15 protein-coding genes are annotated in these 19,506 nt (G+C 72.0%); 8 read left to right on the forward strand and 7 right to left on the reverse strand.

Annotated features, from left to right (window positions below; all coding sequences use genetic code 11):
* Window positions 1-105: 105 nt before the first annotated feature.
* Window positions 106-273 (forward strand): hypothetical protein, encoded by a 168-nt coding sequence (locus tag OO60_RS46270; protein ID WP_156081289.1) that lies wholly within the window; start codon window positions 106-108, stop codon window positions 271-273.
* A gap of 1 nt (window position 274) precedes the next feature.
* Here the strand turns inward: OO60_RS46270 and OO60_RS01820 are convergent, their stop codons facing one another.
* The 5 genes from OO60_RS01820 to OO60_RS01840 form a co-directional block, all read right to left on the reverse strand.
* Entirely contained in the window at window positions 275-1,207 is a 933-nt protein-coding gene (locus OO60_RS01820; RefSeq protein WP_244885474.1) for a quinone oxidoreductase family protein, read from the reverse strand.
* Window positions 1,208-1,213: 6 nt separating this feature from the next.
* Window positions 1,214-2,074 (reverse strand): dioxygenase family protein, encoded by an 861-nt coding sequence (locus OO60_RS01825; protein WP_003074607.1) that lies wholly within the window; start codon window positions 2,072-2,074, stop codon window positions 1,214-1,216.
* Window positions 2,075-2,085: 11 nt separating this feature from the next.
* On the reverse strand, window positions 2,086-2,880 hold the full coding sequence (locus OO60_RS01830) for a citryl-CoA lyase (RefSeq protein ID WP_003074604.1): 795 nt from the start codon (window positions 2,878-2,880) through the stop codon (window positions 2,086-2,088).
* Window positions 2,873-4,030, reverse strand: a complete 1,158-nt coding sequence (locus OO60_RS01835; protein WP_003074601.1) for a CaiB/BaiF CoA transferase family protein — start codon at window positions 4,028-4,030, stop codon at window positions 2,873-2,875. The genes OO60_RS01830 and OO60_RS01835 overlap by 8 nt, the downstream gene beginning before the upstream one ends.
* Window positions 4,031-4,140: 110 nt before the next feature.
* Window positions 4,141-4,953: an IclR family transcriptional regulator domain-containing protein gene (locus OO60_RS01840; protein WP_003074598.1), complete on the reverse strand. Its 813-nt coding sequence runs from the start codon at window positions 4,951-4,953 to the stop codon at window positions 4,141-4,143.
* 131 nt (window positions 4,954-5,084) lie between these two features.
* Between OO60_RS01840 and OO60_RS01845 the strand changes: the two genes are divergently transcribed.
* Both OO60_RS01845 and OO60_RS01850 read left to right on the forward strand, forming a co-directional pair.
* The gene (locus OO60_RS01845) at window positions 5,085-6,500 is read left to right on the forward strand and encodes an amidohydrolase family protein (protein WP_033260676.1); all 1,416 of its coding nucleotides are present in this window, start codon (window positions 5,085-5,087) and stop codon (window positions 6,498-6,500) included.
* A 16-nt stretch (window positions 6,501-6,516) separates the two neighbouring features.
* Complete coding sequence (locus OO60_RS01850) at window positions 6,517-7,011, forward strand: hypothetical protein (protein ID WP_003074593.1); 495 nt, start codon at window positions 6,517-6,519, stop codon at window positions 7,009-7,011.
* A gap of 59 nt (window positions 7,012-7,070) precedes the next feature.
* Here OO60_RS01850 and OO60_RS47340 read toward each other — a convergent pair whose 3' ends face one another.
* Window positions 7,071-7,952: a hypothetical protein gene (locus tag OO60_RS47340; protein ID WP_033260677.1), complete on the reverse strand. Its 882-nt coding sequence runs from the start codon at window positions 7,950-7,952 to the stop codon at window positions 7,071-7,073.
* A gap of 594 nt (window positions 7,953-8,546) precedes the next feature.
* Between OO60_RS47340 and OO60_RS01860 the strand changes: the two genes are divergently transcribed.
* From OO60_RS01860 to OO60_RS01880, 5 genes are all read left to right on the forward strand, one after another.
* Complete coding sequence (locus OO60_RS01860; RefSeq protein WP_033260678.1) at window positions 8,547-10,037, forward strand: right-handed parallel beta-helix repeat-containing protein; 1,491 nt, start codon at window positions 8,547-8,549, stop codon at window positions 10,035-10,037.
* 103 nt (window positions 10,038-10,140) lie between these two features.
* A complete protein-coding gene (locus tag OO60_RS47345; protein WP_033260679.1) occupies window positions 10,141-12,399 on the forward strand; it encodes an ATP-binding protein in 2,259 nt (752 codons plus the stop codon).
* Window positions 12,400-12,555: 156 nt separating this feature from the next.
* The gene (locus OO60_RS01870) at window positions 12,556-13,215 is read left to right on the forward strand and encodes a Pvc16 family protein (RefSeq protein WP_033260680.1); all 660 of its coding nucleotides are present in this window, start codon (window positions 12,556-12,558) and stop codon (window positions 13,213-13,215) included.
* Window positions 13,212-15,188, forward strand: a complete 1,977-nt coding sequence (locus tag OO60_RS01875) for an ATP-binding protein (protein ID WP_033260681.1) — start codon at window positions 13,212-13,214, stop codon at window positions 15,186-15,188. Before OO60_RS01870 ends, OO60_RS01875 begins: the two co-directional genes overlap by 4 nt.
* 103 nt (window positions 15,189-15,291) lie before the next feature.
* Window positions 15,292-16,032, forward strand: coding sequence for an eCIS core domain-containing protein (locus tag OO60_RS01880; RefSeq protein ID WP_003098504.1), 741 nt, complete (start codon window positions 15,292-15,294; stop codon window positions 16,030-16,032).
* Here OO60_RS01880 and OO60_RS01885 read toward each other — a convergent pair.
* The gene (locus OO60_RS01885; RefSeq protein WP_240490765.1) at window positions 16,029-19,388 is read right to left on the reverse strand and encodes a phage tail protein; all 3,360 of its coding nucleotides are present in this window, start codon (window positions 19,386-19,388) and stop codon (window positions 16,029-16,031) included. The genes OO60_RS01880 and OO60_RS01885 overlap by 4 nt on opposite strands.
* Between the last annotated feature and the right edge of the window lie 118 nt (window positions 19,389-19,506).

The following is a 19,506-nucleotide window of genomic DNA, read 5'->3' on the forward strand; positions in this document are numbered from 1 at the left end:
CCCGAATAGGACCGAACGGAGGAGCGGCGGTGGCTGTCCGTGCGCGCGGAAGCGGTTTGGAAGCCGGATCGGCCACAATACGGGGGAACGCGAAGGAGCTCATCGATGAAACGTGCTGTAGCTGCCGCTCTGCTCACCGCAGCAGCGCTCGCCGTGCTCGCCCCCGCGGCGTCCGCGGTCAGCGGTCCGCCGAGCGACCCGTCGCCCGTCGGCGGGGTGGGAAGCGGTCCCTACATCGGCGACGTGCCGAAACCCGGCCCTGGGGGCCAGTGATTCAAGGCAACACCACGACGCGGCCCGGGCGGTCCCACGCCCGGGCCGCCTCGTGCAGCGGAACCTTCTCGTAGCCCACGGTCAGCTCGCCCGCCATCGCGTGCCCGACGACCGTCAGGAGCGCTTCGCGGCGTTCCTCGGCGGTGAGCTCGTTGTTCGTGTACCCGAGGATCCGCAGTGACCGGCTGCGCAGCAGCGCCGACGGGACCGCGACCTCCTCGCCGGCCGCGCTGCCGAGGTTGACCAGCCGCCCGCCCGGGCGCAGGGTGCGCAGCGCCGCCGCGGCCGGGACGCCGCACACCGGGTCCAGCACGAGGTCCACCGGCCCGGCCGCGTCACCCAGCCGCCGGGCCAGCGCATCGACGTCGTCCTCGCCGAGCCGCACGACGGCGTCGGCGCCGAGCCGCTCGGCCCGCTTCAGCGCGGCCGCCGACCGCGCGCACGCCACGACCCGCCCGGCCCCGGCCACCCGCGCCAGCTGCACGGCCGACTGCCCGACCACGCCACCGGCCCCGAGCACCAGCACGGTCTCGCCCTCGGCCAGCTCCCCGGTGCCCGTCAGGCACCGCCACGCCGCGACGGCCGACAGCCCGAGCGCCGCGACGAGCGCGTGGTCGGCCTCCACCGGCAGGGCGACCACGTCGGCGGACGCGGCCACGGCGTGCTCGGCCATGCTGCCGTCGCCGGGCCGCATGCCCGCCGCGGTGGCGAACCACACCGGTCGCCCGTCCAGCAGCCCGACGCCCTGCACCCCGGGCACGTACGGCGTCGCGGGGACGCCGAAGTAGGACTCGCCGGACGCGCAGAGCAGGTCGAGCGGGGTGATCGGGGCCGCCGTGACCCGCACGCGCACCTGGCCGGGCCCCGGCTCGGGCGCGGCCCGCTCGGCCACCACCGGCGGCCGGCCCGGCGTGCGGATTTCAGCCGCGCGCACCGGCGGTCACACCGGCTGCAGGACGAAGTCGTACCGCGCCTCGAGCCACGGTTCCGCCGACTCGCCGCCATCCGGCGTCGGCCCGGGCTCGCGCGCCTCGAACGTGACCACCAGCTCCTGCTTCGTGCCGAACACGACGTCGCTGTCCAGGTACTGGGCCCCCTCCCGGAACAGGTGGGTGATCAGCGGCTCGTACCCGGCCGCGTTGATCAGGAAGTGCACGTGGGCCGGCCGGAAGTGGCTGATGTCGGTCCCGCGGATCAGCGCGCCGACCGGGCCGTCCATCGGGATCGAATACCCCTTCGGCGCGATGGTCCGCAGGCAGTAGGACCCGTCGTCGCGGGTGGCGTACTTCGCCCGCAGCCGGGCCTCGTCGATGTCCGGGATCTGCGACTCGTACGCGCCTTCCTCGTCGGCCTGCCAGACGTCGAGGATCGCGCCGGTGACGGGGGAGCCGTCGAGGTCGCGGACCGCGCCGGTGATGTAGAGCGGCGTGCCCGGCAGGCCGTCGGACATGTCGCCGCCGAACTCCTTCTCCGGCGAACCGTCGATGTGGAACGGGCCCAGCACGGTCGCCGGGGTCGCCTTCGCGTCGAAGGCGTGGTTCATCTGCACCACCAGCATGCTCAGGCCGAGCACGTCGGAGGCGAGGATGAACTCCTCGCGCTTCTCGTCGCTGATCTGCCCGGTCTCGGTGAGCCACCGCACGGCGGCCATCCACTCCGGCTCGCTCAGCCGCACTTCGCGGGCGAAGGCGTGCAGGTGACGCACGAGCGCGGCCATCACCTCCGCGGTCCGCGGATCGTGCGCGCTCGCCCAGCGCTGCGCGGCGAGCTCGGTGATGTTGTCCTCGGTGACCAGCTGCATCGGCGTTCCTCTCACGCGTGCGGATCCGGCGGGACCGACCGGTTGTTCAGGTCGACCGACAGGAAGATGTCGTTGGCGACCGGGTGGCGCAGCTCCTCGGCGAGCTGGCCGATCAGCCCGGCCGTCCTGGCCAGCAGCGCGAACCCGCGCAGCAGCTCCAGCGGCAGCCCGAGGTCGGCGAGCGCGGCGCCGCAGACACCGGCCCCGTTGAGCGGCAGCGTCTTGCCCAGCACCCGCGGGTGCACCCGGCCGATCGCGGCGAACAGCTGCAGGTGCGGGCCGCGCAGGCCTTCCTCGTCGGCGATGGCGAACAGCCGCGGGGTGCGCGGGTCGCCGTCCTTGTGCACGTGGTGCCCGAGCCCGGGAACGAACTCCTTCGCCGCGCGGGCCTTTTCGACGGTTTCGAGGGCGAGCGCGTCCCAGCCTTCGTCGTCGACCGGCAGGGTGTCCACTTCGGACAGCACGGCGTGCAGGAACCGGCCGCAGTCCTCGGTGACGCCCAGGAACCGCGACCCGCCGCCCAGCAGGCCTGCCGCGAGCGCGCCCTGGACCGAATCCGGCGCGGACAGGTACGTCAGGCGCGTGACGATCGCGGTCGGTGTGAAGCCGTGGTCGGCCAGCGCCGCCAGTACCGCCTCGAAGACCCTGGTTTCACCGTTGGCCGGACGTCGTTGCGTCGCCAGCCAGAAGGCGAGCTCGCCGAACCCGACCGTGCCCATGACGTCTTCGGCCAGGTCCTGCCCGAGCAGCGTGATCGTGTCCTTTGTGGACGCACCGAGGGCGGTTTCGTAGACCGGGTCAGCCATCGGCGGCCTCCGTCAGCCACGCCCGCAGTTCCGCGCCGTGCTCGTCGAGCTCCGGCGGCGGCAGCCGGTACCCGGCCGGGGTCGCGGAGAACCGGATGGGGTGCCGGGTGGTCGGGACCGCGCGGTCACCCTCGCCGACCTCGACGACCGGGTCGAGCCCGAAGCGTTCGGCCATCGCGAACCCGCCGTCGATCGTGTTGATCGGTCCACACGGGACACCGACCTTCGTCAGCGCGTCGAACCAGTCCACCGCACCGCGCTTCGCCAGCCGCTCGACGAGGATCGGCCGGAGCTCCTCGCGGTGCTTCGTCCGGTCGGCGTTGCGGGCGAACCGCGGATCGTCCGGGACGTCCGGCAGGTCGAGGACCTCGCACAGCCGGCGGAACTGCCCGTCGTTGGCCGCGGCGACGATCAGGTCGGCGTCGGCGGTCGGCAGCGGCTCGTAGGGGAAGACGCTCGGGTGGGCGTTGCCCATCCGGTACGGCACCACCCCGCCCGCGGCGTAGGCCGAGCTGTGGTTGACCAGCCCGGTCAGCGCCGAGGACAGCAGGTTGACCTCGACGTGCTGGCCCTCGCCGGCCGCGTCGCGGTGGCGCAGCGCGGCCAGGATGCCGATCACCGCGTGGTTGCCCGCCATGACGTCGAACACCGAGATCCCCGCCCGGTACGGCGGGCCGTCCGGATCACCGGTCAGGCTCATCAGGCCCGAAATCGCCTGCACCATCAGGTCATAGCCGGGCACGTGCGCGCCCTCGCCGGCCCCGAAGCCGCTGATCGAGGCGTAGACGCAGCCCGGGTTGGCCCGGCGGACCGCCGCGTAGTCCAGGCCGTACTTGGCCAGCCCGCCCGGTTTGAAGTTCTCGATCAGCACGTCCGCGCGGGCCGCGAGCTCCCGCGCGACCACGGCGTCGGCCTCCTCGCGCAGGTCCAGCGCGATGGACCGCTTCCCGCGGTTGACGCCGAGGTAGTAGGTCGAGACGTCCCCGCGCACCGGCGGCATCCACGTGCGCGTCTCGTCGCCCTGCGGGCCCTCGACCTTGACGACGTCGGCGCCCATGTCCGCCAGCAGCATCGTGGCGTACGGGCCGGCCAGCACCCGGGAGAAGTCCGCGACCAGCAGCCCGGACAGCGGGCCGGTGGGTGGTTCCACGCAGTGCCTCCACTCGTGTCCGCCTGTCGGACTGTTGTCCGCCAGTCTGCGACAGGGGGCGGCCGCGGTCAAGGCGCCTGCCGCGGCTGTCGTGAGTGGTAAGGCGCGTTCTAACCCGCCTTACCACTCACGACCACGTGCGGAACGTCGGCGAGGCGGGCGAAGTCGGCGCTGATCTCGCCCGCCGTCTGCAGCAGCAGCGGCAGGTGGTGCTCCAGCAGCCGCTCGACCGTCGTCTCGGCGGCGTGGCAGTTCACGTTCACCCCGGCGATCACCCGGCCCGAGCCGTCGCGCAGCGGCGCGGCCACCGACCGGATGCCCAGCGCGAGCTGCTCGTCGGTCAGCGCCCAGCCGCGCGCGCGGACTTCGCGCAGCTCGGCGTCGCGCTCGGCCCGGCCCGGCTGCCAGCGGGGGACCAGCCCCGACCGGGTCGGCTCGGCCAGCACCGCCTCCAGCTCGTCCGGCGGCAGGGCCGCGAGCTGCACCTTGCCCAGCGACGTCGGCAGCGCCGGGAACCGGGTGCCGATCTGCACGCTCAGTCCCACGATCTTCGGCACCGCGACCCGGGCGACGTAGACGATGTCGGAGCCGTCGAGCTGGGCGATCGAACACGATTCGTCCGTGCGCGCGACCAGCCGTTCCAGGTGCGGGCGGGCCACCTCCCACAAGCCCGTGGAGTGCACGTAGGCGACGCCGAGGTCCAGCACCCGCGGGGTGAGGGAGTAGTCGCGCCCGTCGGTGCGGACGTAGCCGAGCTCTTCGAGGGTCAGCAGGATCCGGCGCGCGGTCGGGCGGGCCAGCCCGGTGGCCGTGGCGACCTCGGCCAGCGTCATCGCGCGCCGGCCCGGCCGGAACGCCGTGATCACCTCGAGCCCGCGCGCCAGCGCCTCGATGAAGTCGGGACCCGTTCCCTCGCGTGGCATCGCGACCTCCCTCTGCAATGTCCTCCCCGGCAGCGTAGCCGGGGGGATTGACACCGGCGCGGCACTGGGCAAAGGTGGCGGCACCCGGCGAGTGTCCGCGCAGCGGACAAGTGTACGCAACGGAGGCAGCCATGTCCGGATCGATCGTCCTGCGGGGTGGCACGGTGCTGACCCTCGACGACGCGCGCCGCGTCCTGCCCGGCGAAGACGTCTTGGTCGACGGCGACCGCATCGCCGCGATCGGGCCGTCGCTGGAGGTCCCGGCGGGCACCACCGAGATCGACGCCGCCGGCGGCATCGTCATGCCGGGGATGATCGACACCCACCGCCACCTGTGGCAGACCGCCATGCGCGGCTACGGCGCCGACTGGACGCTGACCCAGTACTTCGTCTGGTACTACCTCGAGTGGGGCAAGGTGTTCCGCCCCGAAGACATCTACGCCGGCAACCTGCTCGGCGCCCTGGAAGCCCTCGAAGCCGGCGTCACCACCACCGTCGACTGGTCCCACGGCCTGCAGACGACCCAGCACGCCGACGCCGCCGCCGACGCGCTCGAATCCGTCCCCGGCCGGTTCGTGCTGGCCTACGGCAACATCCAGGACGCCCCGGCGAACTGGACCGGCACGCCCGAGTTCCGCGACTTCGTCTCGCGGCGGACGGGCGGTGACCTCGGCTTCCAGCTCGCCTTCGACGTCACCGGCGACCCGGCGTTCCCCGAGAAACCCGCGTTCGAGGTGGCCCGCGACCTCGGCGTGCCGGTGACCACGCACGCCGGCGTCTGGGGCGCCACCGGCGACGACGGCATCCGGCTGATGCACGACCACGGGTTCATGACCCCGGAGACGATCTACGTCCACGGCGCGTCGCTCTCGGCGGACTCCTACCACCGGATCGCCGCGACCGGCGGATCGGTGTCGGTCTCGACCGAAAGCGAGCAGAGTGCCGGCCAGGGCTACCCGCCCACTTGGGCGCTCCGCAAGTACGGCATCCCGGTGTCGCTGTCGATGGACACGTCGGTGTGGTGGAGCGGCGACCTGTTCTCCGCCATGCGCGCCACCCTCGGCGCCGACCGGTCCCGCGAGCACCTGGAGGCCCACGCCAAGGGCGAGACGGTGACCCACGCGGCGCTGCGCGCGGAACAGGTCGTCGAATGGGCCACCCGCGGCGGCGCCGCCGCGCTGGGCCGCTCGGACCTGGGCAGCCTCGAGGCCGGCAAGAAGGCCGACGTCGTGCTGCTGAAGAACGACGCGTCCCCGGCGTCGTTCCCGCTGCTCAACCCCTACGGCCACGTCGCCTTCCAGGCCCAGCGCGGCGACGTCCACACCGTGCTGGTCGACGGCCGGATCGTCAAACGCGACGGCAAGCTGGTCGGCGCCGACCTCGCGGCGGTCCGGCGGCGCGTCGAAGACACGGTGGAACACCTGCGCGCGCAGCTGGGGGAGGAGGCGTGGCGGCAGGGGATGAACCCCGACGTCCCGGAGACGAAGGTGCTGGACAACCCGTACACCTACACCGACTACCAGAGCGACCGCACCCACGGCGGCTGAGCTACCGTTGCGGCCCGTGGCCCAGGTCTTCGTCCAGCCCGCCTACGGCACCGCCGACGCCCGCCGGTACGGGGCGGAATCCCTCGAGCGGGCCGTCGCCTTCGGCGCGTTCGCCGACCTGCTCCACCCCGCGGACCTCGCCCGCCTGACCACCCTGCACCCGGGCGGCCGGGCCCGGTTCTGGGGCGCCAAGGACAAGTACGACCGCCGGATGGACACCGTCACCACCGGCGACGTCGTGCTGTTCACCGGCCGCAAGCACGTCCAGGCCACCGCGGAGGTCGGGCACGCGTTCCGCAACCCCGGTTTCGCCCGCCGCCTCTGGCGGCCGGACCCGGGCAAGTGCCTGTTCAGCAACGTCTACAGCCTGCGGCGCTACCGGCGTGTCGAGCTGCCGTACGAGGCGATCTGGGCGCTGCCCGGCTTCACGCCCGGCGACAACTTCATGGGACTGCGGTTCCTCGACGAGGCCAGGTCGGCCGCGGTGCGGGAGCTGCTGGCCACGAGCTGAGCGAGCCGGGCCCGCCTTCGCGGTCCCGGCTCGCTCAGCTTCGGCTCCGACGGCGGGGGTCAGCCCTGGTCGTAGTCGTAGTCGTTGTCCGCGTCGTGGTAGGCCCACGCGTCGTCGTCGTTGGCGTTGGCCTCCGCGGTGACCGAGTGCGCCTCGGCACCGTCGATCCCCGCCGCGGTGTACCACGAGTGGTGACCCGCGTAGTCCGGCACGGCCACCGAGTGCGCACCCTCGGACGAAGCGCCGTTCGGGCCCGCCGTCAGCTTCTCCGCCTCGTAGGTGGCGTAGTGCTCACCCGCGTGGCTCCAGACGTGCCCCGACGTCGCACCGTCGATGCCGGCCGAGTGCGTCTCCGCACCGTAGCTGGCGTCGTGGTCGTAGTCGTTGTCGTGGTTCCAGCCGTTGTGGTGGTCGTAACCGTTGTGGTCGTAACCGTTGTCGTTGTTGTCGTAGTCGTCGCAACCACAGCCGTTGTTGTCGTACGCCGGGTGGCTGTGGGCGGCAGGCGCCTCCTCGACCGGGTCGGGGTGGCTCACGGCGTGGTGGACCACGTGGTGGTCGTAACCGTTGTCGTTGTTGTCGTAGTCGTTGCAGCCGCAGCCGTCGTAGTCGTTGTCGTCGCCGTACCAGCCGTCGTGCGTGGCGTGGTGCCACGGCTGGTTCCAGTGGTGGTCACCGGACTCTTCGGTCTCGGTGACGGAGGCGCCACCGACACCGGCCACGGCGGAGTCCGAGCCGGACCAGTGGTGGCCCCACCAGGTGCCGCCTTCGTCGGTGTCGGTCGTGCCCGCACCACCGATGCCGGCCCAGGCGCTGGAGCTTTCGGCGCTCCACGAGTCGTTCGGCCAGTCGAGCGGATGAGCGGTCGCCGGGCCGGCGATGACGAGGGAAAGCGGCAGCGCGAAAGCGCCGGCGACAGCCAGTCGTCGCAATGTGGACATGATTTCTCGGGGTTCCCTTCCTGAGTGCGACTCCGGTTTCATTCGGGGTCCGGACGTCGGGGCAGAAGTTCTGTCCGGTATGGACGTTACCGCCCTGCGGAGGGCGTTGACCTGCGCAAAGACCCGATCGGTGCGCGAGAACCGCCGAGTGGAGGACAGATGCGGAAGGGGGTCGGACAAGCCTAGGCCGCCCCCGGCGGGACGGTCGGAATGAATGGCGGGAAATCACTCGCTCAGGTAGTGCTCCGTTTAACGCGAGAATCGCGGGGGTGGGACGCGGCGGCGGCACCGGGGCGCCGGCGGGCGCCGGGGCCGTCCGGGCGGCGCCGGCCGGGGCAGCCGCCACCCGGCGGCTAGCGGGCTCCGGCAGACGGCCGCACCGGCTCGGCCGCCCGAGCCGCCCGCCGGCGGGGAATTCCGGCCGCGAACCCCGCGGTCGGCCACGATAACAGAACCGTCCACCGATTGTTCCCACGGTATTCACAGTCGTGGAGTAATCACCGCTTTTTTGGTTACCTCGTACACCCGAAAATCGCATGGATTGACACGATCGGCCCAAAGCGTTTCGCGAAGAAGTTGCGTAGGTTTCACGGCATGTCGCACCTGAGGCCGATTCTTGCCGCCGTTCTGCTGACCGCGTTCGTCGTCGCACCCGGCCCGGCGGCGGCCGGCGCCGCGGTGACGCCCGGCCCGGTGTGCGACCACCAGCCGGTGGCCGACACGACGGCACCGGCGGGCGCCGTCACCATCGACGCCGCGGTGCCCGGCGACCTCTACCGCAAGTCGCAGGACTCGCCACCCGGCACGACGTTCTGGCTGCCGCCGGGCACGCACCTGCTGGCCGCGGACCCGTTCGGGCAGGTCATCCCCAAGGACGGCGACGTCTACCTCGGCGCACCGGGCGCGGTGCTCGACGGGCAGGGCATCAACCGGGCGGCCTTCACCCAGCTGGCGAAGAACGTCGTCATCCGCGGGCTGACGATCCAGAACTTCGTCGCCCCGCAGGACCAGGGCGTGGTGAACCACGATTCCGGCGAACACTGGATCATCGAAAACGTGACGGTGCAGAACAACAAAGGCGCCGGAATCATGGCCGGCGCCCGCCAGGAGCTGCGGCACAGCTGCCTGCGCAACAACGGGCAGTACGGCATGAACGCCTACCGGTCCGACAGCACGATCACCGCGCTGGTCGTCGAGGGCAACGAAATCGCGGGCAACAACACCGACGACTGGGAAACGCGCAACCCCGGCTGCGGGTGCAGCGGCGGAATCAAGTTCTGGGTGGTCGATAAGGCCGACGTCCGCGGCAACTGGATCCACCACAACCACGGCGCCGGGCTCTGGGCCGACACCGACAACAACGACTTCCTGATCGAGAACAACCTCATCGAGGACAACGACGCCGAGGCGCTGTTCTACGAGATCAGCTACAACCTCGTGTTCCGCGACAACGTCCTGCGGCGCAACAGCCTGGTCGCGGGCAAGCGCCGCGCCGACAAGGGCGACAACTTCCCGGTGGCGAGCGTCTACCTGTCCGAATCGGGTGGCGAGCCCCGGGTGCCGGCCCGCACGCACCTGATCGACATCTACGACAACACCTTCGAGGACAACTGGTCCGGCATCACCGCCTGGGAGAACGCCGACCGGTTCTGCAACAGCCCGGCCAACACCTCGATCAACACGTGCACCAAGCTCGTCACCGACCGCACGCAGTGCGTGTCGCCGGGCATCGAGTCCCCGCCCCTGTTCGACGACTGCCGCTGGAAGACCCAGCTGGTCGAGGTCCACGACAACACGTTCCGCTTCGACCCGGCCGTCGCCGGCTGCACGAACGGGGTCTGCGGCAAGATGGCCCTGCTCTCCAACTACGGAACGTATCCATCCTGGTCCCCGTACAAGGGCACGCTCGTCCAGGACGCGATCACCCGCGACCAGAACAACTACTGGTTCAGCAACGCCTACTACGGTCCCTGGAAGTTCGTGGCGGGCGACACGTCCCGGATTCTTACCGCGGACCAGTGGCAGTCGACCCCGTGGTACCAGGACAACTGCGCCACCTTCGACGACGTGATGCCGCGCTGCTGAACCTGGCTTTTCCCGGACAAAAGATTGACACCGCGGGGGCGCCGCCGGGCCATTTCCGAATCGCGCTACTCTGCACTCCTCTGGTGGCGGAGGAGCACGCTGAGTGGAGCCCACGGAGTCCGGCGACCCGGCCGCATCCGAACACGTGACGATCACGAACGTCGTCGAGAACAATTACGGCGAGGTGAACCAATACGGCCAGGTCCACCTGATGACCGGGCTGGATGAGCCGACGCTGAACCGGTTGTTCGACGGTGTCGACGAGCGCTGGAAAGCTTCCGGCGGTGTCCGCCGGAAGAGCCTGCCGCCCTCGTTGCCGTGGACGCCGGGAGCCGCGTGCCTGGGACGTGACCGCGAACTGGCGGAACTGCGCGAGCAGCTCGCCGCCGGGCGGCACGTGCTGGTCGGCGGCCCCGCGGGCATCGGCAAGACCCTGTTGCTGCTGCACGCAGGCGCTGAAGGGATCCTCGCCGCCGAAACGGTTCCCCGCTGCGAAGGGGTGCTGCGGCGGATGTCCGGCCTCGGCATGACCCCCGAAGGTGTGCTGGACGACCTGGCGCTGGAGTGCTTCGACGCCGAACCGGCGGCCGCGCGGCACCTGCTCGGCCGCGTCCGCGCCCTCGTCGTGCTGGACGGCGTCGAGTGGTCGGCCGAAGAAATCCGGCAGGTGCTCGTCGCGATGCCCGGCAGCGTGTTCGTCATCGCTTCCCGGCGCACCGTTTCCGCCTCGGTGATCAAATGCCTTCCGCTGGCCGGGCTGAGCGTCGCGGACGGGCTCGAATTGTGGGCGAACGAGCTCGGCACGCCCCTTGGCGCGGCGGAAAAGCGACTGGGTGAACGAATTTTCGACAGCTGCGACGGAAATCCGGGCACGCTGACGGAATACGCCGCCGCCCTGCGCACCGCCGGCGTGCAGGGAATCGCGCACGACGTCGACGATCCCGGCACCTACGCCGTGGTCGTCGACCGCGCGCTGGCCCAGCTCGGCGAGCCCGCCGTGACGACGTTGAAGGAGCTGCTGGTCTTCCCCGGCGTGTTCTGGGGCGAAGGGCTGCTGGCGCCCGCCGGCCTGCGCAAACTCGAAGCCGCGCAGCTGGTCGAGCACACAACGGGCCGCTACCGGGTGCGCCCGCACGTCGCCGGGGCGGTGGCTCCGGCCGACCCGCCGTGGCCGCTGTTCGCCCGCCTCACCCGCTGGGCCCACGAGGACGCCGACGCCGGGCAGATCGCGGCCGAGCTGGGCGTCCTCGAACGCACCCTGCGCCGGCTGCTGGACCACGACCGGCCATGGGACGCCCTGGTGCTCGCGCGGATCGTGTCGGTGAAGCTCCTGCCCACCCCGTGGTGGCACCGCGGCGACGAGGTCCTCGAGCTCGGCCTCCGCGCGGCCCGGCGCGCTCGCTCCCGCACCGACATCGCGTTCTTCACCTACGCCCTCGCTGCCCGCCGGGCCGACAGCGAACGGGTGGCGGAAGCGGCCGAGCTGCTCACGGCGCTGATCGACGCCGCCAGAGAACACGGCGACCGGCAGCTCGCCGACCGGGCCGGTGCCCTGCGCGACGGGCTGCCCGGCCGCGGGCCCGGGGTGCTCGGCCGGAGCGCGGACACCGTCTCCCAGCTGGTGCTGCGGGTTCCGGTGCTCGACGGCACCGCGTTCCGGCTGGCGCAGGAGCACCCGGCTTTGCTGCGCAACGCCGTCGGGATGCTGCTCCTGGCCGGCGTGCTGTTCGGGCTGCCCGCCTCCGCCGGGCCGCCTGCCTCGGCCACCGGCGCACCGAGCTCGCCGTCCGGGCTCGCGGCGCCGATGACTCCGCCGGCCACGAGCGTCCGGCCGTCGGCCGGGGCACCGCCGAGCGGGCAACCGGCTCCGCCGGCACCCCCGCCCGCTCCTCCGTCGCCCGGTCCGGCCGCCCGGCCGTCGCCGCCGCCCGGCCCCGCCGGGAAGTTCGGCGCTTCCACCGATGGCACCGCGGACCCGGCCCAACGGCCCACGACCACCGCCGCTCCCGACCTGACCGGGCAGTGGCGGATCGTCTTTTCCCAGAAGCGGGTCAACGGCAGGTTCTGGACCGATCCGGACACGGCCACGATCACCCTGCACCGGCTCGACGCCGTCCGGTGCGGCGGCCCGGCGCCCTGCTACGGCGGCCAGTGGACGGACGGCGGCTCGGCGGGCAGCAGCAACTTCGTCGCCAGGGCCGCGCCGGGTGCCACCGGCTTCTCCGCCACCGACTCCGACGCCGACGGCAACCAGACCTTCCGCGGGAGCCTCGTCTCGGCCGATCCCCAGCTCCGGTACGACGGCGAGTGGAGCGACGACCGCGGCCGCGAGGCCACCTTCGTCTTCACCCGGCTGAGCTGACCCCGGCTGTGGCCGGAAATCCCGGCCGCGCGGCGGTCTGACCCGGGCTGCCCGTTCGGGCAGCCGGGCGTACCCGAAGGTTTGCCGCTGCGCGGCTGGCCGGGGCCGCACCGCGCGATCATCGTGGGAGGACCGCCAGTGCGAGGAGGTCCGCCGGTGATCCACGAGGTCGACGAGGCGCTGCGGCGGCTGGTGAAGGACGAGGCGCTGCGCGGCAGCGAGGTCGAAGTCGCCTTCGACGCTCCCACCAAGGACTGGGCGGCCCGGCGCAACGCCCCGACGGTGAACGTCTACCTCTACGACGTGCGCGAGGACATGCGCCGCCGGTCGCGGGGGCTGCTCAACGAGTACGACCAGCGCGGCGAGGTCGCCGCGCGGCACCTGCCGCCCAAGCACGTCAAGCTGTCCTACCTGGTCACCGCGTGGACCCAGCGGCCGGAAGACGAGCACCGCGTGCTGTCGGACCTGCTGCTCGGCCTGCTGCGCTACGAGGCCGTGCCGGCCGAGGTGCTCACCGGGTCGCTGGCCGAGACCGGGCTGCCGGTGCCGATGACCGTCGCGCTGCCGCCGCCCGAGGACCGCGCGTTCGCCGACGTCTGGACCGCGCTCGGCGGCGAGCTCAAGCCGTCGCTGGACGTCGTCGTCTCCGCCCCCGTCCACACCGGGCGCGTGTACCCGGCCGGGCCGCCCGCGAAGGAGGGCCTCAAGCTCGACACCGGCGACGGCGAGCTCGTCGGGCACCGGGTGTCCGAAACCGGGGTGGTCGGCGGCCAGCGCCGGGTCGCGATGGCGCGGACCCACCGGAACCCCCGGTGAGCCTGGAGTACCTGTTCGGCCGGCTGGCGCGGCTCGAACAGCGCATCCGCGACGCGGTCGACGTCCGGCGCGCGGCCGACCCGAACCCCGACGACCCGTTCCGCGGCCTGTACCTGTCGAACGAGACGATCGACGCGCTGCTGGAAGGCCACCGCGAGCCGTTCGCGCCGTTCACGGACTCCGTCCCGGACGGACGGCTGCGCCCGCTCGCCGAGCGCGCGGACCTCACCGGTGTCGACGTCGAACTGCTGCTGGTCGCGCTCGCCCCCGACCTCGACAGCCGGTTCGAGCAGTTCTACGGCTACCTCAACGACGACGTGACCCGCCGCCGCGCGACCGCCGGGCTGGCGCTGCGCCTGTGCGGGATCCCCGAAGCCTCGGCCGCCGGCCGCGCCCGGCTCGACGCCGGCTCGCCGCTGATCAGCTGCGGCCTGCTCACCGTGCAGGACGACGAACGGCCGTTCCTCTCGCGCACGCTGCGCGTCCCCGACCGCGTGGTGAACCACCTCCTCGGCGACGACCGGGTCGCGCCCGAGCTCGCCGGCTGCGCGCACCTGGGCACCGAGCTCGTCGAAGTGCCGGGCCGCGACCGGCTCGCCCGCGCGATCGAGGGCCGCGTCGGGCTGGTCTACCTGAAGGAACACCCCGGCGGCGGCGCCGAGGACCTCGGCGTCGGCGCGCTGGCCGCGGCCGGGTGCCCGGCGCTGGTGGTCGACGCGGCGCGCTGGCAGGCCGACCCCGAGCTGACCGCGTCGCTGCGGCGCGAGGCGTTGCTGCGCGGCGCCGGGATCGTGCTGGGGCCGGTGGACGACCCGCGGCTCGACGAGCTGGCGCATCCGGCGATCCCGCTCCTGGTGCACGGCACCGGCGCCTGGGACCCGCGGTGGAGCGGTACGCCGCCGTTGCAGCTCGACGCGTTGCCGCTGTCCGGCGCCGACCGCGCCCGGCTGTGGCGCAGCCGCCTCGACGGCCGGCTCGCCCCGGACGTCGACCCGGGGGAGGCGACCGCGCACTTCGTGCTCGGGCCCGGGCAGATCGCCCGCGCGGCGAAGGCGGCGTCGGTGACCGCGCTGGCCGACGACGGGCTGGTCCGGACGTCCCACGTCCGTGCGGGCGCGCGCAGCCAGAACGCGGCCGGCCTGCAACGGCTCGCGCGGCGGATCGAGCCCGCGGTCGGCTGGCCCGACCTGGTCCTCCCGGCCGGCGTGCTGTCCCTTTTGGACGAACTGGCGGCCAGGGCCCGCTACCGCGACCAGGTGCTCGACGAGTGGCGGATGCGCCCGGGCGGTGGCCGCGGGCGCGGCGTGACCGGGCTGTTCGCGGGGGACTCGGGGACCGGCAAGACGATGTCCGCCGAGGTCATCGCGGCGTCGCTGGGGCTGGACCTCTACACGGTGAACCTGGCGACGGTGGTCGACAAGTACGTCGGCGAGACGGAGAAGAACCTCGAGCGGATCTTCACCGAAGCCGCCGGCGTCAACGGCGTCCTGCTGTTCGACGAGGCCGACGCGATCTTCGGCAAGCGGTCCGAGGTCCGCGACGCGCACGACCGGTACGCCAACATCGAAAGCGCGTACCTGCTGCAGCGGATGGAGACCTTCGACGGCATCGCGGTGCTGGCGACCAACCTGCGGGCGAACCTCGACGAGGCGTTCACCCGGCGGCTCGACGTGATCGTCGACTTCCCGCTGCCGGACGTCGAACTCCGCCACCGGCTGTGGGACCGCTGCCTGGGCGCACGGATGCCGCGCGGCGCGGACCTGGACCTCGGGTTCCTCGCCGAGGCCTTCGAGCTGGCCGGCGGGCACATCCGCTCGGCCGCGGTCACCGGCGCGTACCTGGCGGCCGAGGCGGGCCGCCCGGTGGCGATGAGCGACCTGGTCGGCGCGGTCGCGCGCGAGTACCGCAAGCTGGGCCGGCTGTGCCTCGACCGCGAGTTCGGGCCCTACCTGGCGATGGTGACGGACGGCTGAACTGCCCGTTCGGGCAGCGTTCGCCGCCCTTCCGGCCGCGCACGCCAGTCTGGTGCGCGGCGCGCCGGCCGGGCAAGCTGGAACCGTGGCGGAGGGAGCGGACATGCGCGGGCACAGTCACGACCACGACCTCGAACCGACCCTGCGACCCCGCGGCGACCGGCTCGAGCGCGACGACACGGACCTGCTGGGCCGGGCGGCCGCGGCGGGCCGCACGGACGTCCTGGGCCCGGCCGGCATGCTGGGCCTGCAGCGCGCGGTGGGCAACGCGGGCACCGGCTCGCTGGTCGAGGAGGAGCGTTCGCCGGTCCACGACGTCGTCGGCTCGGGCGGCGGAGCGCCGCTGGACGCCGCGACGCGGACGGACATGGAGAGCCGGTTCGCGGCGGACTTCTCGGACGTCCGGGTGCACACGGACGGCGCGGCCCACGACTCGGCGAAGTCGGTGAACGCCCAGGCGTACACGGTGGGCTCGAACATCGTGTTCCAGCGGGACAAGTACGACCCGGCATCGGACTCCGGCAAGCACATGCTGGCGCACGAGCTCACGCACGTGGTGCAGCAGCGCAGCGGCCCGGTGGACGGCACGGACGCCGGCGGCGGGGTGAAGGTGTCGGACCCGTCGGACCGCTTCGAGCGCGAGGCGGTGGCGAACGCGGACCGCCTGATGTCGGCGCCTGCTCCGGCCGGGCCCGCGGTGCAGCGGTGCGAGGACGGCGGCCACGCGGCGGACGATTCGGCGGCTGTGCAGCGAGAAGAAGCTCCGGCGGCCGAAGAGGGCGAAGAGGAAAAGATGGCGCAGACCTTCGTGCAGCGCGAAGAAGAGGGCGAAGAAGAAGCCTAGGTCCCGTCCGGGCCCTTGAACCCGGGCTCGACGTTCCAGATCCCGGTGCCGCTTTCGGCGGCGCCGTTGGACTTGTTGCAGGTTCCGCACATGCCGTGCAGGTTGTCGAGCTGGTTGAAGAACGCGATCCGGGTGGCCTGATCGGACTTCCGGCCGATGGTGTTCCAGTGCTTGATGACGCTCGGGTCCCGGTGGTCGAGGTTGATCGCCGTGTTGCCGATGCCCGCCACCAGGTGCGGTGAGTTGTAGTCCCGGCCCGGGCAGACGTAGGACGAACCCATGGGGTACATCGGGTCACTCCGCCACTTCGCGGCTTCCTTGATCTTCAGGCTCATCAGCCGGCTGAGCTCGAGCCCGCGTTTTGCCTCCGCCGCGCCGTTGAAGCCGCCGTAGAACGTCGGGCGGAACCTGCCGTCCCGCCGGTAGTCCGCCCGGATTTCGCCGCCCAGCACGTAGGTCGACTCCTTGAGCAGTTCGAGGTCGATCTCCTGGCCGACCGCCTGCAGGGTGGCCGCGATCAGCTGGCGCTGCTGCCAGATCTCGGCTTCCGCGTGCTGGATTTCCTCCTTCGCGCTCGTTGCGAGGGCGTTCTTCAGCTTGGTCTCGTGGGCCACGACCATGCCCCGCATGGTGGACAGCTGCCCGGCGACGGCCGGCCTGCTCTTCACCTCGTCGTGCGCGAGCGCCCGATCGATCTTGTCGATCAGCGGGTCGGGGTGGCTGGCCATCATGAGGGTGGGTTGGCCGCCTCGATCCTGGAGGTAGATCGAGTGGCTGTTGCCCTTCATGGTGACCGGTGTCTTCGCCTTCAGTTTCCGGAGCAGGGCGTCCTTGATGCCTTTGACGCCTTCGGCGACCGCGGAACCGCCGCGCTTGACCTTCGACCAGAGTTTCTTCCCCGCCTTGACGATCGTCCCCACGACCGAGTCGATCACCTTGCCCACCGGGGCCTGGACCTTCTCCAGCACCGACTTGATCTTCTCCGAGATCCCGCCCAGCCCCAGCAGGCTCGCCAAGAACCCGAGCACCATCGGCAACGCCTTGGCCAGGGTCCGCTCGATCAGCCCCGCGACCGCCCCCGCCCCGCCACGGGCGATCGACTCCACCGAGTCCAGCACCGAGTCGACGAACTCCTTGATCTGCGCCGCCTTGTCCACGAAGAACATGACGATGTCGTAGATCGCCTTGCACGCCTTGATGAACGCCGCCGCCGGGTTCAGCATCGAGATGATCCAGGTGATGCCCGCCTTGACGATCTTCTCGATCACGAATTCCTTGATCCGGCCGAGCACCAGCTCCTTCAGGTCGCCCAGTTTCGCGACGATCCAGCGCCACAGGCCCGGCACGCCCTCGGTGATCAGGATCTTGACCACCTCGAACGTCTGCTCCAGTTTCGCCAGCACCGGCTCCGGGATGAACCGCAGGATCCGGGCGCGGACGCTCGCCCAGGTCAACCCCAGCAGCGACAGCACCATCTTCAGGATGCCCTTGGCGTCCAGCGCCTCCGGGATCTCGATGCCCGCGCTCGCCAGGTTGCCCAGCAGCCAGCCCTTCAGGCCGTCCTTGAGGTGCTGGACGATGTTGGCCCCGAAGTTCATGACACCGGTCTTGACCGCGTTGACCAGGTTGCCGAGGAATTCGATCGGCTTCGCGATGATCAGCCCGACCGCGTTGGCGGCCCGCGAGAGCACGCCCAGCAGCATGTCCTTCAGCTTCAGGATCGTCTCGATCGCGCCGCCGACCGCCTCCTTCGCCTTGCTCCACAGGCCCTTGTTCTCCGCCTGCAGCGCCTTGATCTCCTCGTCGACGGCGGTGCGGGCCTCGGTGTACTTCTGGGCCAGGTCCTCGACCAGCGCGTCCTGCTTCTCGTCGACGGACTTCTCGAGGTCGTCGAACTGGCCGCCGAACTCCTTCGCCGCCTCGCCCGCGATCTTGCGCAACGCCGGCGACTGGGACGCCACCTTCTGCTGCACCTTCGCCCGGCCGTCCGCGATCAGCTGCTTCGCCTCGCCCAGTTTCTGGCCGACGAAGTCCGCGATGTCCCCGATGACGGCCTGCATCTTCGACTCGTAGACCTTCTTGGCCTCCAGGAAGAGGTTGTTCGCTTCGGCCGGCAGGTCGGCGAAGAGGTCGTACGCCCAGCGCGCCGCGCCGGTGATGCCGTCGTAGCGCTCGTCCTTGTAGCGCTTCATCCGTGCCTGGTGGTCCGCGGTGAACGCGGCCTTGGCCTGCGCCTCGCCCGCCTCGAACTTCTTCGCCACCTCGTCGTCGAGGGCGCCCAGCACGCCCTCGACCTTCGTCTTGGTCTCGTCGAAGATCGCCTTGATCTCGCCGGTGATCCGCGCCCGGTCCTGCTCGTCCTTCGCCTTCGTGGCCGACTTCGCCGCCTGGCCCCGCTGGGCCGACGACGCACGCGCGCCCGTCATGCCCGCGACCGCGGCCTGTCCGGACGCCTGGGCCGCGCCGGTCACCGCGGTCAGCTGCCCGGCTTCGGACTCGCGGACCGCGGCGGGGGCCGAAGCCGTGTGCTGCTCGCCCGCCTGCTTCGCGGCCAGCGCGCCGGTGAACTGCGGCTCGTTGGACTCGGCCAGCTGCCGGTCGGTGACGCCGGCCGCGGCCATCGCGCCGTGGGTTTCGCACTGGTCGGCTCGCAGGTCGGTCTGCTCGGGCGGTGCCTTGTCGGGGGTCGCCTTGCGCGCGTCCGGCGGCGCCATCGCCGGCGGGGGCGGTGCTTCCGGCAGCGGCGTGACCGGCTTTTCCACGGCCCGGGCGGGGTCCGGCGGCTCCTTCGTCCGGTCGGTGACGTCCTTCGCCGAGGCGTCCTTGCCGCTGGTGACCTTGCCCAGCACCTCGGTCTTCACCTGGTCCGCCTTGCCGGACGTGGCGAACTTGTCGGCCTCGTCGAGGTTCTTCGGCGCCTGCTTGGCGATCGCCGCGTTCACCGCGGCGATGAAGGCCGCCTTGTCGAAGCCGGCCGGTTTCGCCGCCGCCATCTTGTCCGCCTGGGCCGCCTTGGCCTGGGCCTCCTTGTCGTCGGCGGGGGCCACCGCGGCGTCCTGCGCCTTCTTGACCTCCGCGCCGGCCGGCGGGTGCGCCTTCGCCGTCTTGGCCTTGTCGCCGACGTCCTTCGTCAGCGATTGGAACTTCGGGTCGGACGCCGGCGTCACGCCGGGCGGCGCGACCGGGGGCGCGGGACAGCCCTGCCGCTGCAGCGCGACCAGCCGCGACACCGCCGTGTTGCCCGCGGCGGCCTGCAGGCGCAGCAACGCGGGCGGCGCCGCCCGGCGCGCAGGGCGGGACGGCCGCGCGGGCTGCCCGGACAGCTCGTGTGGCGTCTTGTCCCGCGCCGCTGGCATGCGTTCACTGTCGGCCGCGCCGGGCCGGTTGCCAACGACCGGACGGGCGGGCGGCACTGCCCGAACGGGCAGTTGCCCGCAAGGGCAGAGATCGGTTCCCGCGGGCCTAGCCGCACGG

It is taken from the genome of Amycolatopsis vancoresmycina, from assembly GCF_000716785.1.
In the GTDB taxonomy this organism is placed as follows: domain Bacteria; phylum Actinomycetota; class Actinomycetes; order Mycobacteriales; family Pseudonocardiaceae; genus Amycolatopsis; species Amycolatopsis vancoresmycina.

What these genes read in the sequence shown, in the direction of transcription:
- OO60_RS46270 (WP_156081289.1), top strand. Translation starts at nt 106, where the DNA reads ATGAAACGTGCTGTAGCTGCCGCTCTGCTCACCGCAGCAGCGCTCGCC.
- OO60_RS01825 (WP_003074607.1), bottom strand. Translation starts at nt 2,074, where the DNA reads ATGCAGCTGGTCACCGAGGACAACATCACCGAGCTCGCCGCGCAGCGC.
- OO60_RS01830 (WP_003074604.1), bottom strand. Translation starts at nt 2,880, where the DNA reads ATGGCTGACCCGGTCTACGAAACCGCCCTCGGTGCGTCCACAAAGGAC.
- OO60_RS01840 (WP_003074598.1), bottom strand. Translation starts at nt 4,953, where the DNA reads ATGCCACGCGAGGGAACGGGTCCCGACTTCATCGAGGCGCTGGCGCGC.
- OO60_RS01845 (WP_033260676.1), top strand. Translation starts at nt 5,085, where the DNA reads ATGTCCGGATCGATCGTCCTGCGGGGTGGCACGGTGCTGACCCTCGAC.
- OO60_RS47340 (WP_033260677.1), bottom strand. Translation starts at nt 7,952, where the DNA reads ATGTCCACATTGCGACGACTGGCTGTCGCCGGCGCTTTCGCGCTGCCG.
- OO60_RS01860 (WP_033260678.1), top strand. Translation starts at nt 8,547, where the DNA reads ATGTCGCACCTGAGGCCGATTCTTGCCGCCGTTCTGCTGACCGCGTTC.
- OO60_RS01880 (WP_003098504.1), top strand. Translation starts at nt 15,292, where the DNA reads ATGCGCGGGCACAGTCACGACCACGACCTCGAACCGACCCTGCGACCC.
- OO60_RS01885 (WP_240490765.1), bottom strand. Translation starts at nt 19,388, where the DNA reads ATGCCAGCGGCGCGGGACAAGACGCCACACGAGCTGTCCGGGCAGCCC.